Origin of the sequence: Lactiplantibacillus paraplantarum, from assembly GCF_003641145.1 — a bacterium.
Taxonomy (GTDB): domain Bacteria; phylum Bacillota; class Bacilli; order Lactobacillales; family Lactobacillaceae; genus Lactiplantibacillus; species Lactiplantibacillus paraplantarum.
In genome coordinates, this window is record NZ_CP032744.1 from 419,933 (window position 1) to 434,064 (window position 14,132).

The 14,132-nt window shown below is 42.8% G+C and carries 11 protein-coding genes; all 11 read left to right on the plus strand.

Annotated features, from left to right (window positions below; genetic code table 11):
• Positions 1-4: 4 nt before the first annotated feature.
• Complete coding sequence (rpoE, locus tag LP667_RS01990) at positions 5-613, plus strand: DNA-directed RNA polymerase subunit delta (protein ID WP_021731873.1); 609 nt, start codon at positions 5-7, stop codon at positions 611-613.
• Positions 614-786: 173 nt separating this feature from the next.
• Positions 787-2,400, plus strand: a complete 1,614-nt coding sequence (locus LP667_RS01995; protein WP_021731872.1) for a CTP synthase — start codon at positions 787-789, stop codon at positions 2,398-2,400.
• Positions 2,401-2,879: 479 nt separating this feature from the next.
• On the plus strand, positions 2,880-4,151 hold the full coding sequence (gene serS, locus LP667_RS02000; protein WP_021731871.1) for a serine--tRNA ligase: 1,272 nt from the start codon (positions 2,880-2,882) through the stop codon (positions 4,149-4,151).
• A gap of 351 nt (positions 4,152-4,502) precedes the next feature.
• The gene (locus LP667_RS02005) at positions 4,503-5,783 is read left to right on the plus strand and encodes an aromatic amino acid transport family protein (protein WP_021731870.1); all 1,281 of its coding nucleotides are present in this window, start codon (positions 4,503-4,505) and stop codon (positions 5,781-5,783) included.
• Positions 5,784-6,134: 351 nt separating this feature from the next.
• On the plus strand, positions 6,135-6,788 hold the full coding sequence (gene sdaAB / locus LP667_RS02015) for an L-serine ammonia-lyase, iron-sulfur-dependent subunit beta (RefSeq protein WP_021731869.1): 654 nt from the start codon (positions 6,135-6,137) through the stop codon (positions 6,786-6,788).
• A gap of 19 nt (positions 6,789-6,807) precedes the next feature.
• Positions 6,808-7,707: an L-serine ammonia-lyase, iron-sulfur-dependent, subunit alpha gene (gene sdaAA / locus LP667_RS02020; RefSeq protein ID WP_021731868.1), complete on the plus strand. Its 900-nt coding sequence runs from the start codon at positions 6,808-6,810 to the stop codon at positions 7,705-7,707.
• Positions 7,708-7,857: 150 nt separating this feature from the next.
• Positions 7,858-8,586 (plus strand): helix-turn-helix transcriptional regulator, encoded by a 729-nt coding sequence (locus LP667_RS02025; protein WP_021731867.1) that lies wholly within the window; start codon positions 7,858-7,860, stop codon positions 8,584-8,586.
• A gap of 831 nt (positions 8,587-9,417) precedes the next feature.
• Positions 9,418-9,612 carry a hypothetical protein gene (locus LP667_RS02030; protein WP_021731865.1) on the plus strand — a complete coding sequence of 65 codons (195 nt, stop codon included), beginning with the start codon at positions 9,418-9,420 and terminating at the stop codon, positions 9,610-9,612.
• A gap of 1,457 nt (positions 9,613-11,069) precedes the next feature.
• Complete coding sequence (locus LP667_RS02045; protein ID WP_003642050.1) at positions 11,070-12,350, plus strand: UDP-N-acetylglucosamine 1-carboxyvinyltransferase; 1,281 nt, start codon at positions 11,070-11,072, stop codon at positions 12,348-12,350.
• 29 nt (positions 12,351-12,379) lie between these two features.
• Positions 12,380-13,672: a transcription termination factor Rho gene (rho, locus tag LP667_RS02050; protein ID WP_021731863.1), complete on the plus strand. Its 1,293-nt coding sequence runs from the start codon at positions 12,380-12,382 to the stop codon at positions 13,670-13,672.
• A gap of 126 nt (positions 13,673-13,798) precedes the next feature.
• Positions 13,799-14,044 carry a type B 50S ribosomal protein L31 gene (locus LP667_RS02055; protein WP_003637671.1) on the plus strand — a complete coding sequence of 82 codons (246 nt, stop codon included), beginning with the start codon at positions 13,799-13,801 and terminating at the stop codon, positions 14,042-14,044.
• Positions 14,045-14,132: the final 88 nt, after the last annotated feature.

The window sequence follows — 14,132 nt, forward strand, 5'->3', positions numbered from 1 at the left end:
CAGTTTGGAACTAAAACAATTTGATGGACAAAAAAAGTCCGAATTATCTTTAATCGAGGTTGCTCACGCGATCTTATCACAACATGGTGATGTGATGGCTTTTGCCGACTTGACCAACGCTGTGCAATCATATTTAGGTAAAAGCGACGAAGAAATTCGGGAGCGTTTATCACAATTTTATACCGATCTTAATATCGACGGTAGTTTCATTTCGCTCGGTGACAATATGTGGGGCCTGCGTGCATGGTACCCATTTGAATCCATTGACGAAGCCGTAATCCATACGGACGATGACGAAGATGAGGATCGGCCAAAGCGCAAGAAGCGTAAGAAGGTTAACGCCTTCTTGGCTGATGCTGGGGATGATGATGACGTTATCGATTACGATGACGATGATCCCGAAGATGATGATAACTTTGATGACGATGACGACACGGATGACGACGATACTGATGATTCAGCAAGCAGCAAGTATGATGAACTTGCCGGTGTTGATGATACGGACGACGTTGCCGATGAAACATTGCCGGACGGTATCGAAGGTCAATTATCAGAGTTAAATGATGACGATGATGATGATGACTACGATGACGAGGAAGACGAATCGAAATAAGTTTTTCAAGATTTTTCCTTGACGAAAAGGGAATCTCCTTGTATTATCTTATTTGGGCTCTCTGGTAGTAATACCCGAGACAAACGATCGTAATTAGCTCCCTATTTCTGCTGAAATAGGGAGCTTTCTTTATTTATACCACCCCACGAAATAAATCTTTAAGGAGTTATCACATGACCAAATATATTTTTGTAACTGGTGGCGTTGTGTCATCCATTGGTAAAGGTATCGTCGCTGCTTCGCTAGGGCGTTTATTAAAGAACCGGGGCTTAAAAGTCACGATTCAAAAGTTTGATCCCTATATCAACGTTGATCCTGGTACGATGAGTCCTTATCAACACGGTGAAGTCTTTGTTACTGATGATGGGACCGAAACTGACTTGGACCTTGGGCATTATGAACGTTTCATTGATATTAACCTTAATAAATATTCAAATGTTACCACCGGTAAGATTTATTCAGAAGTTCTGCAAAAGGAACGGCGGGGTGATTATTTAGGTGCTACGGTGCAAGTAATTCCACATATCACGAATGCGATTAAGGAAAAAATCATGCGCGCCGGTACCACGACAGATTCAGATATTGTCATCACTGAAATTGGTGGGACGGTTGGTGATATCGAATCCTTACCATTTATTGAAGCTTTACGCCAAATGAAGAGTGACTTGGGTTCCGATAACGTCTTTTATATTCATACGACGCTGATTCCATATTTACGAGCAGCCGGTGAAATGAAGACGAAGCCAACGCAACATTCTGTTAAGGAATTGCGGAGTTATGGGATTCAGCCGAACATGTTAGTTGTCCGGACTGAACAACCGATTACGCGGGAAATGCGGAATAAGATTGCATCTTTCTGTGACGTTGAACCGGAAGCAGTCATTGAATCCTTAGACGTTAAGACGATCTATTCAATTCCGTTGAATGTTCAGAAACAAAATATGGACCAAATCGTATTGGATCATTTTGGTGTACAGGCACCTAAGGCCGACATGAGTGAATGGGTCGATCTGGAACACCACGTTCAAAACTTATCACGGACAATTAAGATTGCGCTAGTTGGTAAGTACGTGGCGTTACAAGACGCCTACATCTCAGTGACTGAAGCGCTGAAGCATGCTGGTTACACGGACGATGCTGAGATTGAGTTGAAGAAGATCTCAGCAGAAGATGTCACACCAGAAAATGTTGAAGATCTACTGGGTGATGCTGACGGCATCTTAGTTCCTGGTGGTTTTGGTGATCGTGGGATTGAAGGCAAGATTACCGCTATTAAGTATGCTCGTGAAAACGACGTCCCATTCTTAGGGATCTGCCTTGGTATGCAGATGGCTAGCGTTGAATTTGCACGCAATGTGCTTGGTTTGAAAGATGCTAATTCAGCTGAAATCGATCCAAATACGCCAGATAATATCATTGATTTGATGGCAGACCAAGAAGATGTTGAAGACATGGGTGGCACGCAACGTTTAGGTGCTTACCCTTGCAAGCTGAAGCCAGGAACGGTTGCGGCTAAGGCTTACCATAACGAAGAAGTTGTCATGGAACGGCACCGTCATCGTTATGAATTCAATAATAAGTATCGTGAAGCGATGACTGCTAAAGGCATGGTCTTCTCAGGAACTTCACCTGACAACCGATTAGTTGAAGTGATTGAATTACCTAAGAAGCGTTTCTTCGTAGCCTCACAATACCATCCAGAATTCTTATCACGGCCTAACCGTCCGGAAGGGTTATTCAAGGCATTCATCGATGCCGCTAACCAAACTGGTAAGGCTAAGGCATAAAAGTTTACGACCAAAATGTGAGCACGCTGGCTAACGTTAGCGTGCTTTTTTAGTCGCTGATAATTAGTGATGGTCAAGCGCTTGATTTGATCAGCAATATCCACGGCTATTCGTGGTGCTAATTATGGATAATAATGAGTTGGCAACAATAAATGATTATTTTAATAATAGAAAAACAAAATGATAATAAAAAACTATTGACAACTATCGGTAGGAGGTCTAAATTATAGGTGTAAATTGAAAACGCAAACATAATGGGCTAGTAGTTAATCTGGTTATTTAGAAAGCCAACGGTTGCTGAAAGTTGGTTGATTGGACTGATGAATCCGCCATTTAGCGTCTGACCTCGTTTTTAAGAGGTCACGGTGAGACGATATACTCGTAGAGCAGTAAATTGGGTGGTACCACGTTGATAGAAACGTCCCATAGTCTTTCAGACAAAGACTATGGGACGTTTTAATTTTAAGGAGGTTTTTCGTATGTTAAATCCAAAGTTTGTTCGTAATAACCCAGAACTGGTTAAGGCTAAGCTTCAGTCACGGAAAGTTGATCCGGCTGAGGTCGATGAATATCTACAGTTAGACCAACAAAACCGCGATGCAATTACTAAGGTTGAAGGCTTGAAGAAGAAGAAGAATAAGTTGACGGAACAAATTGGCCAAAGTGATCCGCAATCAGAGACGGGGCAAGCATTGATTCAACAAGTCAAACAGCTGAACGGTGATATTAAGAGTACGGAAGCCGCCCAGACGGAAGTTAACGATCGGCTTCATTACTTAGCCATTCGTTTCCCGAACCTCCCAGCCGATGATGTACCAGTCGGTCCTGACGAAGATAGTAACGTTGAGATGCGTAAGCATGGCAACATTCCAACCTTTGATTTTAAGCCTAAGGCGCACTGGGAATTAGGTGAAAGCTTAGGAATCTTGGATTTTGACCGGGCAGCGAAAGTCTCAGGCGCACGCTTCGTCTACTATAAGGACGCTGGCGCACTGTTAGAACGGGCAGTTTACAGTTTTATGCTGGATCTGCACACGCAAAAGCAAGGGTATCACGAAATCATTCCACCATACTTGGTGAACGCCCAGACGATGTATGGGACTGGCCAATTTCCTAAGTTCAAAGAAGACGTCTACACGGTTGAATCTTCAGGAATGACGTTGATTCCAACGGCTGAAGTACCGCTGACCAATTACTACGCGAATGAAATCTTATCTGAAGATCAATTACCAACGTACTTCACGGCGATGACGCCCTGTTATCGGTCCGAAGCGGGGAGTGCTGGTCGTGATACTCGGGGCTTGATTCGCATGCACCAATTTCACAAAGTCGAGATGGTTAAGTACTGTAAACCAGAGAATTCATACGATGAGCTCGAAAAATTAACGGATAATGCCGAAGAAGTGTTACGCGAATTAGGGCTTGCATACCATGTTATCAAGCTTTCAACGGGTGATACTGGTTTCTCATCGGCAAAGACCTACGATGTTGAAGTGTGGATGCCAGAACAAGGCGTTTATCGGGAAATCAGTTCATGCTCTAATTGCTTAGATTTCCAAGCGCGTCGGGCGATGATTCGTTACCGGAAAGCTGATGGGACGGTCGATTACGTTCATACACTAAATGGTTCCGGGCTAGCTGTTGGTCGGACGGTGGCGGCAATTTTGGAAAATTGCCAACAAGCCGATGGGACCGTTAAGATTCCCACAGTATTACAACCATACATGCATGGGATGACTGAAATAAAATAAAATTATCATGAGAATAAATTATTATTCAAATAATTTAATTGAGTGTTAAACTTAATATCACTAGGATTGAGATGGGTGCAGGCTAGAACTGTTATGATAATCTCAGTCCTTTTTAATTTAACATCGGAAATATTTAATCTTGCTAATTGGGCTCACATGAACGATAATTGTCACCGTGATAATATTTTATCGTAAAGAAAGGGTTTTCACGACTCTAAAGTGATATTTATCACAAAGCGACGCTTTACAGCGAGTCGAGACGTTAAATCTAATAGGAGGGTTATTCATGCAGGTTATGTTAGCACATTCTCTGGTGTGACCAGAACAACGTTATAAAAAGGAGACTTAAAAATGACAAATATATTTAAGGGTTGGAGAAAAAATGATACCTTTTGGATGCTGAGTTTGTTCGGAACCGCGATTGGGGCTGGCGTGTTATTCTTGCCTATTGGGGTTGGTACGGCTGGTATTCTTGGTATCATCATGATACTTATTTTAGCTCTGCCAACCACGTTTTTTGCTCACAGGGGCCTGAGTAGGTTTGTCCTGTCGGCTAAAAATGATGGTGATGACATTACTGATGTTGTTGAACAACATTTTGGCTTTAAGATTGGATTGCTTTTTACCATTATTTATTTCTTCTCCATTTATCCAATTTTATTAGTTTATTCTGTTTCTATTACGAATACGGTATCGAAATTTATTACCGACCAAATGCACATGCAAACACCACCTCGTTGGCTGTTGTCGTTAGTACTTGTTGGGATCCTCATTGGAATTGCACGCTTTGGTACCTCTTTGATTACCAAAGTTATGAGCGGTCTGGCCTTTCCATTTATTATTGTAATCGTTCTATTTTCCTTTTATCTTATTCCACATTGGAATGGCGCAATTCTCTCAACATTTTCCAGTTCCGTATCTGGGGGACACTTGGTTGGAACTTTAGGAAACTTGTGGTTACTTATTCCTGTTATGATCTTTTCATTTAACCATTCGCCGATCATCTCTTCGTTTTCCGTTGCCGAACGTAAAGAATATAGTGGGGATGGTAAGGACAAAGTCGATAAGAAGATTTCGACAATTCTATTTTCAGCTGAAACATTGATGTTCGTTGTTGCGATGTTTTTTGTTATTAGTTGTACCTTGGCGTTGACCCCGGACCAAATTCTTGAAGCTAAGAATGAAAATGTCTCAATCCTTGATTACGTTGCGACTGCTTTTAATAGTCCAATTATTAAATATGTCTCTCCCGTGATTGCCTTTATTGCAATCGCCAAGTCCTTTTTAGGGCATTACCTAGGAACGAGTGAAGGCTTACGTGGGATTATTCGTAAGATGGAAGAAAAATCCGACAAGACGCTTCCAAGTCGAACTGTTTCTACAATTGTTGACCTTGTTCTGCTACTAAGTGCCTGGATAGTTGCCTGGATCAATCCTTCCATTATGGGAATGATTGAAACCATCATTGGACCAATCATTGCGTTTATCTTGTTCTTGATGCCAATGTATGCCATTCATAAAAGTCCTAAGTTACAGCAATATGCCGGCAAACACAGTAATGTCTTTGTTGTGGTAATTGGCTTAATCGCAGTTAGTGGTATCCTGTTCAATATCATCAAATTGTTTGTTTAGTAATCTGACTAAAATACGGGATGAATTCACATTGGTTAATATTATTGAAGCCAATTTTGTCATAAATCTCGTTACTAGTGTTATTGACGAGATTCTCATGACGGTGTTGGGGTTCGTGAGGGTCGCGAATCGAATGGCCATACTGGAGGCTAGATTAATTCAGAAATGAAAGTTTTGATTACAACGGCTTTGTGCTTTCTCATCAGTATAATTTTGGTGCTTGCTTGTGCCGTAATTTCAAGATTCATAAAGTTTAGAAATGGTGTACTGACGATGAATGCGCAAAGAAGTGCTAGTTGCCCGTGCCAAAGCTTAATTTAACGTGATGATTCAAATAGGAGGATGACTAAAATGACGGTGAACTATAAGAGTGTTTTTGATATTATTGGCCCGATTATGATTGGGCCTTCCAGTTCCCATACTGCGGGGGCGTGTGCGATTGGTCGAGCAGCGAATAGCATTTTTCGGGAGAAACCGACAGATATTGTCATTCATTACTATGAATCATTTGCTCAAACCCATAAGGGCCACGGAACGGACTACGCGATTATTAGTGGTATTCTTGGCTTTGATCCTGATGATAGCCGGGTCCCATATGCCATTGGTTTGGCCCGGGATCAGGGGATGAATATTACCTTTATCGAAGAGCCTGACGATAGCCCAATCAACCACCCGAACACCGCCATCATTGACTTAAAGAATGATGATAAGCAAGTGACGGTCGCTGGATGCTCAATCGGTGGTGGGACCATCGAAATTCGTGAAATTAAGATGGATGGTTTTGACGTTAAACCGAAAGGGCCACTTCCTATCTTGTTAGTTCAGGGTGGCGAGAATGACCATCAGCACGTGACCAAACAGTTGGCTGACCTAACTAAAGTAAACGACCAACAGCATTATAAGACGGACCGGGGTAATTTATATGAATATGACTTGGATCGCCGTCTCAAACAGGATGAAATCAAAAAATTAGCGCAGGGACACGCAAATTTAGTTTACTTATAATCAGGGGAGGTCAGTTATTATGTATATGAGCGTAGCAGAACTAGTAACAGCAGCCAAGGAAACTAAGAAGCCAATCTACGAATTAATGATTGAACAAGAGATGGAAACATCGCAAACAAGCCGCGAAGAAATCTGGCACACGATGGGGCGGAATCTAGACGTCATGGAAGCTGCTGTTAATAAGGGGGCTGCTGGCGACGGGGTCTATTCAACGACTGGTTTGACTGGTGGTGAAGCTGTTCTCTTGAAAAAGTATCGTCAAAAAGGGCACAGCTTATCAGGAGATACGATGATGCAAGCTGTTCAGAACGCGATTTCAACTAATGAAGTTAACGCTTCGATGGGAGTCGTCTGTGCGACACCAACGGCTGGATCAACGGGGACGCTACCTGGTGTGATCTTCACGTTGAAAGACCGAATGAACCTCAACCGTGATCAGATGATCCAGTTCCTATTTACAGCTGGCGCCTTTGGGATGGTCATTGCTAATAATGCTGGAATTGCTGGTGCGACTGGCGGTTGCCAAGCTGAAGTTGGTAGTGCGTCGGCGATGGGCGCGGCAGCCGCAGTTGAAGTGGCTGGTGGGACGCCCGAACAAAGCGCCGAAGCTTTGGCCATGGCTATTAGTAACTTGCTAGGATTGGTCTGTGATCCCGTTGCTGGGTTAGTTGAATTACCGTGTGTTAAGCGGAATGCGATTGGGGTCGGTAATGCGCTGATTGCGGCTGACATGGCTTTGGCTGGTTGCACGAACAAGATTCCAGCGGATGAAGTCATTGCTGCGATGGATAAAGTCGGTAAGGGCTTGCCAAAGGCGCTTCGAGAAACTGGTTTGGGTGGTCTAGCAGCGACACCAACCGGTATTCGGATGAAAGAAAAGATTTTTGGGCGATCGACTAATTCACAAGTTCATGCATAAAAGTGTCGCGAAAAGATGATGAGCTTACTAAAAGCGAGATCATCTTTTTTAATTAGATGTTTATACAGTTACATGTATTAACATTTTATCAGTGTGATAAAATAATATTAAGTCATAACGTTGTAAAAAAATAGTGAGGTGAGTGCCGTTATGCAAAAACCATTAACAGCTGAGCAAGAATATGTACGCGAGTTTATTCCGTTTGTTGATTTTTTAGCAGATATCCTAGGCCCAAGTAGTGAAGTTGTCTTGAACGACTTGTTGGATTTGAATCACTCCGTTGTGGCGATTCGCAATTCCCACATATCGCATCGGCAAGTGGGTGATCCTGCAACTGACTTAGCACTGCGGACGATGAAGGCTGGTAAAGCTGAAAAGCGGGATTATTTAGCTAACTATAAGGGTGTTTCGCAAGGTAAGCACTCACTACGGTCATCGACTTACTTTTTGCGATTGGATGGTGAGATCGTTGGGATGATTTGTATCAACACGGATGATAGCGCCTTAGATGATTTGCAGGAACAAGTGTTGAAGGTCATGGCAAGCTACAAGCATTTGAACTCACCGACGATTCATCAACTTAAAGGTACCCCGGCTAGGGAAACGATCCATGACACGCCCGTCGCACCGGAGCATCTGACAACTTCCATCACTGATTTGGCGCGGGAAGTGACCCAAGTAGTTTGTGCCAAGTATGGGGTCTCTGTGGAATATTTAAAGCAAAATGAAAAGTTAGAAATTGTGCGTAGCTTATATCATCAAGGTTACTTCCTATTGAAGGATTCAGTTAGCGAGGCCGCTAAAGTACTGAAAGTTTCTGATCCGAGTGTTTACCGTTATTTGCAGACCGTCAAAGATGAAGATCTACAGCAGAATTGAACGACGTAATTGTAAGCGATTAATTAAATCGTAGGCTCACCATTATTGAATTTACGTGATGGTGACAAGGCTTTACAGAGGCAAAGTAGAAATTGCTACAGCCACAAATCGTCATAATTATTGGAAAATGCGTCAGCCAACACGGGATATTAGTGTGTTGGCTGACGCATTTTAAATCAGTTTTGTTTTTTCGAACTGGGCGGCCCCAATTAACGCAGTCTTCAGTCGTGGCCGGTCAATTCTCCATTCGTAGAGCCAGTAATGCTAATAAGCCATAGCGAGCTAGTGGCTGAGAAATGGCATATCAGCGAACGCCGCTAAAATTGCGATTAAGCGCTTGATAACGACTCGGTAGCTAATTGTGAAGGGGCATGTCGTGAGGACTGAAATCTACTTGAATCCTAAGGTGCATACTACAGATAAACAATCGTGGCAATCAGGCAGAGGCCAACAGTTTATTCATTAGTGTTTTCCTACCATAGCATTTAAAATTAGTCATATATTTTCATGGGATTCAGGTTTGGAAAGCAGCCGGTTTTTATGAAAGTTTGTTTAGAATGATATTTCTGAGGATTACGGTGGAAATTTTCTGTGTGTTATTAAGAATTATCAGAACAGGGCTGTTAATGGCTTTATCGATTTGGTAATCAACTGATTATTATCATGATAAATCTCATGCAATTTTCATTAGCTAAAATCAAGTTGAAAGGCTGGTGTAGTGGGGATCAATTACTATTTTTGTCAGTTATCAAAGATTATCAAATCGTATCATATACCGTTGAGCGGCATATTATATGGTATTATGATGAATAATAAATGGAGGTGATGCCAATGTTGACACCGAACGAAATTCGACGCCGGTTACGACGCGATTTGTTTACAATTGCCGAAGCTTATCAGATTGGTTTTGAGAGTCGCTTGTATACGGAAACCGAATATGAAAACTTAAAGCAGACGTTATTGCAGTTGCGCGAACTTAATATGAAGCCCCAACATATTAAACAGCTGCTTGCGATTAACGGGTAACAGGTCGTTATTAATTAAATAAGGAAGTGATTAGTGATGAATGCTGATAGTCCATCAGGTTCAATTCAGTCCAGAGAGTGCTAATGCCAGTGATATTCATCACACGCATTAGCACTCTTCTATTTTTTATAATACATATGCGTTGTGCTAGTTAGTCTGTCATGAATCATGGTTAAAACGTGCCAAACAGTTAAGATCAAAAACAGCCAGCTTAGGCCCGCTGGAAAAAGTGCGAGTTAGCGTAAACATGCTTTGCTAGTTCGTTCTAAGCCGACTTCCAGGCATTTCTGCCAATTGCTGGAACGCGGTGGACACAGATTTAAGCCGAAAACCACGTCTTAAATACTGGTCTTCCACGCCCCAATGCAATATTGTCGAAATGTGTTCGGGTCAGACTGAGACTTCCGGTTAGCTACGCTATGCCGCCAAGCGGAAATTCACCGCTTAACGTCATAGCTAGGCTAATCCTCAGTCTCACCCCGTCTGAACCTCACACTCTGGAACCGCTGAGCATTGGCCGAAACGCCTTCCAGTCGGGATAGTATTCGAATGGCAGACATCGACGTACCCAATTTTTTAATGAACTAGTCGTTGCTTTTCACGATCAGTAATTTTGTCATTCAACTGTCAAACTGATAATGCTATTGTGATAGTTTATCTGATTCTAAATCACGATACTAGTATTAAAAAATAGTCAATGATAGCTTAGTGTTTAATTGAAGTTCCAATATCAGAATATACAACGAGCAATTGTACCAAGTTAAGTGGCCGTTTATCTGCCATTCGAGCGGCTTACCGGCCGTAGGGGCTGGGTGACAATGCTCAGTAGCCAAATTATTCTTAGTCGGAAGTGAACTGCTTCCGGCTTAGAATAAGACTCGTATTTGAGATGACGCGGGTTGGGCGTTAGCTCAAATCGACGTCGGCTGCGTTCCAGCAATTGGCACCCAGCCCCGGAGGTCGGCATAGGACGCACACGTGCTGATGAACAACAAACCACCTAACCAGCATGTTTTAATCATGATTTATCCCAAACAGTAACTAGTGCAACGCGTATTACAGTGTTCTAGTTAGCATTTGTCATTTGAACACGATTAAGATGTGCCGCTTAGTTGGATCTTTGTTAGTCAGTACAACACATACGGAGGGATACATAGTATTATAATAGTGAAATAGGTGGCCGATAATGGCGTTATTCATGTAATAGTTCTAACTGTTGTCATCAGGACAAGCTGCACTGCGTCGTAACTTTGGACGGCACCTTAAATTGTGTGAATTTACCTTAATTATCTTACCAAATCATTTACGAAAGCGCTTAAATTAGTCGAGTTGATGATTTTATTGCGTAAAAAGATTACAGTTTCCTGATATTGGTTGTATTTTTGACAGAGATTCTTTATTATGGTTAATGATTGTATGATACAGTGTGACACTTATTTAGCGAGGAAAGTTATGTTATGAAAAAAATGATAATCCATGGCGGAAAACGACTTTCTGGGGAATTAACGATCGGTGGCGCAAAAAATAGTACCGTCGCACTGATTCCTGCTGCGATTCTTGCAGACACTCCGGTCCAATTCGATACGGTTCCGCACATCTTAGACGTTCACAACTTGCGACTCATCTTAGAGTCGATGAACGTCCATTCCACTTTTGAAAACGATGTTCTAACAATTGATCCAACAAATATTGAAGAATCTGAATTACCGAGTCACGCGATTAAAAGTTTGCGGGCTTCTTACTACTTTATGGGCGCTTTACTTGGGCGCTTTAACCGGGCCACGGTGACGTTTCCTGGTGGTGATAATATTGGTCCACGGCCAATTGATCAACATATTAAGGGGTTTAAGGCCCTTGGTGCTAATGTTGTGGAAGAAAATGATTCTGTATTCATTTCAACTGGTACGGAAGGTCTTCACGGCGCGCGCATCTTTTTGGACGTGGTTTCCGTTGGTGCCACGATTAATATTATTTTGGCTGCTGTTAAGGCCCATGGGACGACGACGATTGAAAATGCGGCTAAGGAACCCGAAATCATTGATTTGGCAACCTTTTTGAACAATATGGGTGCTAAGATTCGGGGTGCTGGGACGGACGTTATTCGCATCGAAGGCGTACCGGCTTTACATTCACGGGCAACGCACACGATTATTCCTGATCGAATCGAAACGGGGACGTATTTGTCATTAGCCGCGTCGATTGGTGATGGCATTTTGCTGAAAAATGTGATTCCAGAACATATGGAGTCCTTTACCGCCAAATTAGTTGAGATGGGCGTTGATCTTCAAATCAATGAAGACAGTATTTACGTTCCACGGTCCAATGATTTGGACCCAATTCGGGTTAAGACGATGACTTACCCTGGCTTTGCAACTGACTTACAACAACCGATTACGCCATTATTATTACGAGCTAATGGTAGTAGTGTGGTCATTGACACCATCTACCCGCAGCGAACGCAACATGTTGAACAATTACGTAAGATGGGCGCAGACATTCGGGTTCAAGATAATCTTATCGTAGTTGGTCATTCGTCACACTTGCAAGGCGCACACGTTGAGGCTGGTGAGATTCGGTCTGGAGCAGCACTGATGATCGCAGGCTTAGCAGCTAGCGGTGTTACGGAGATTAGTCGTGCTGATAATATTTTGCGAGGTTATGACCGGGTCATTGATAAGTTGCATACACTAGGTGCGGATGTTGAAATTGCAGCCGATGAGGAAGTGCCAGAAAACTAACGATTGACAGCTAAGAAAGAACAGTGGTTATGGAAAAAATTTTAACAATGCACGATCTCGAGCAAAAGACGTTAAAAGAAATTTATAACTATGCTCGTGAGTATAAGATTTCTTATTATTCACAGATGAATAAGAAGGAGCTCTCGTTAGCCGTTCTCCGTGAACAGGATAAAAAACGTGGTTTTGTGCAAATGGAAGGCGTCTTGGAAATTATTACCCAAGAGGGCTATGGTTTTTTGCGGCCGATTAACTACGGGCCTTCACAGGAAGATATTTATATTTCTCAGTCGCAAATTCATCGCTTTGGGCTTCGTAATGGTGATTACGTGGCGGGACAAGCTCGGCCACCACGACCTAATGAACGGTATTATGGCTTGATGCGAGTTGGAACGGTCAATGGCAAGGATCCTAATGAGGCCAAGCAACGCCCTCATTTTCCAGCATTAACACCGCTCTATCCACAAAAACAGATCAAATTATCCACGACGGCATCAATCTTAGCGACTCGTCTGATTGATACCTTTGTCCCGATTGGCTTTGGCCAACGGGGCTTAATTGTCGCCCCTCCAAAGGCTGGAAAGACGACTTTATTAAAGAATATTGCGAATGGAATTGTGGCTAACTATCCGGAAGCGAAGTTGATTATGTTACTGATTGATGAGCGACCAGAAGAAGTGACTGACTTAGAACGGTCGATCAAGGGAGAAGTGGTTAGTTCCACCTTTGATCAGCAACCGCAAAATCACGTTCGCGTTGCAGAATTGGTACTTGAACGCGCGCGGCGGTTAGTCGAAGACAAACAGGATGTGATTATCTTGTTAGATTCGATTACCCGCCTAACGCGAGCTTATAATTTGGTGATTCCGTCTAGTGGGCGGACATTATCTGGTGGGGTTGACCCAACGGCGTTTTATAAGCCCAAACGGTTCTTCGGTTCAGCCCGGAATATCGAGGAAGGTGGTAGTCTAACGATTTTAGGCACCGCGTTAGTTGATACGGGTAGCCGGATGGACGACATGATTTACGAAGAATTCAAAGGAACCGGAAATTCAGAATTACAACTATCCCGTGAATTAGCTGAACGGCGGGTCTTCCCAGCGCTAGATTTGAAACAATCCAGCACACGTAAAGAAGAATTATTGGTTAGTCGTAAGAATTTGGAACCGGTCTGGCAGATTCGGCGGTCAATGACTGGCAATGCGTTAGAGTACACCGAACAGCTCTTACAATTCTTGAAACACACGAAGACCAACACTGAGTTTGTTCGTGATTTGGCTAGCTTAAAGTTTACTGGTCAATCAACCCGGCGACCGCGTCGTTAATACTGACAGTTAGGCTACTTTGTAGGTTGACGAGAAGCTGTGATTCGTGATAACATGTTTATCGTTGGTTAAAACTATGATAATCTCTGTTTCAGCAAATGATTCAGGGCAAAGGAGCGAAATACAATGCAAAAAGGAATTCATCCAGATTACCACTTAGTTGTGTTCCAGGACTCAACTACTGGCTTTAAGTTCATCTCTGGTTCAACAGCAACTTCAGCAGAAACTGTTGAATGGGAAGATGGTAACACTTACCCATTGATCCGTGTTGAAATTACGTCAGATTCACATCCATTCTACACTGGTAAGCAAAAGTTTACCAAGGCCGATGGTGCGGTCGATCGTTTCAACAAGAAATACGGTCTCAAATAAGCATATCAATAAACGGCGTTCCGGCTTTGGCTGGGACGTCTTTTTTTGTGGCAATGGTGCTGCTAAGAATTAGGGTGAAATTGGCGGC

Excerpts from the sequence above, each read along its gene's own strand:
- LP667_RS01995 (WP_021731872.1), top strand. The coding sequence starts at position 787 with ATGACCAAATATATTTTTGTAACTGGTGGCGTTGTGTCATCCATTGGT.
- serS (WP_021731871.1), top strand. The coding sequence starts at position 2,880 with ATGTTAAATCCAAAGTTTGTTCGTAATAACCCAGAACTGGTTAAGGCT.
- LP667_RS02005 (WP_021731870.1), top strand. The coding sequence starts at position 4,503 with ATGACAAATATATTTAAGGGTTGGAGAAAAAATGATACCTTTTGGATG.
- sdaAB (WP_021731869.1), top strand. The coding sequence starts at position 6,135 with ATGACGGTGAACTATAAGAGTGTTTTTGATATTATTGGCCCGATTATG.
- sdaAA (WP_021731868.1), top strand. The coding sequence starts at position 6,808 with ATGTATATGAGCGTAGCAGAACTAGTAACAGCAGCCAAGGAAACTAAG.
- LP667_RS02025 (WP_021731867.1), top strand. The coding sequence starts at position 7,858 with ATGCAAAAACCATTAACAGCTGAGCAAGAATATGTACGCGAGTTTATT.
- LP667_RS02030 (WP_021731865.1), top strand. The coding sequence starts at position 9,418 with ATGTTGACACCGAACGAAATTCGACGCCGGTTACGACGCGATTTGTTT.
- LP667_RS02045 (WP_003642050.1), top strand. The coding sequence starts at position 11,070 with ATGAAAAAAATGATAATCCATGGCGGAAAACGACTTTCTGGGGAATTA.
- rho (WP_021731863.1), top strand. The coding sequence starts at position 12,380 with ATGGAAAAAATTTTAACAATGCACGATCTCGAGCAAAAGACGTTAAAA.
- LP667_RS02055 (WP_003637671.1), top strand. The coding sequence starts at position 13,799 with ATGCAAAAAGGAATTCATCCAGATTACCACTTAGTTGTGTTCCAGGAC.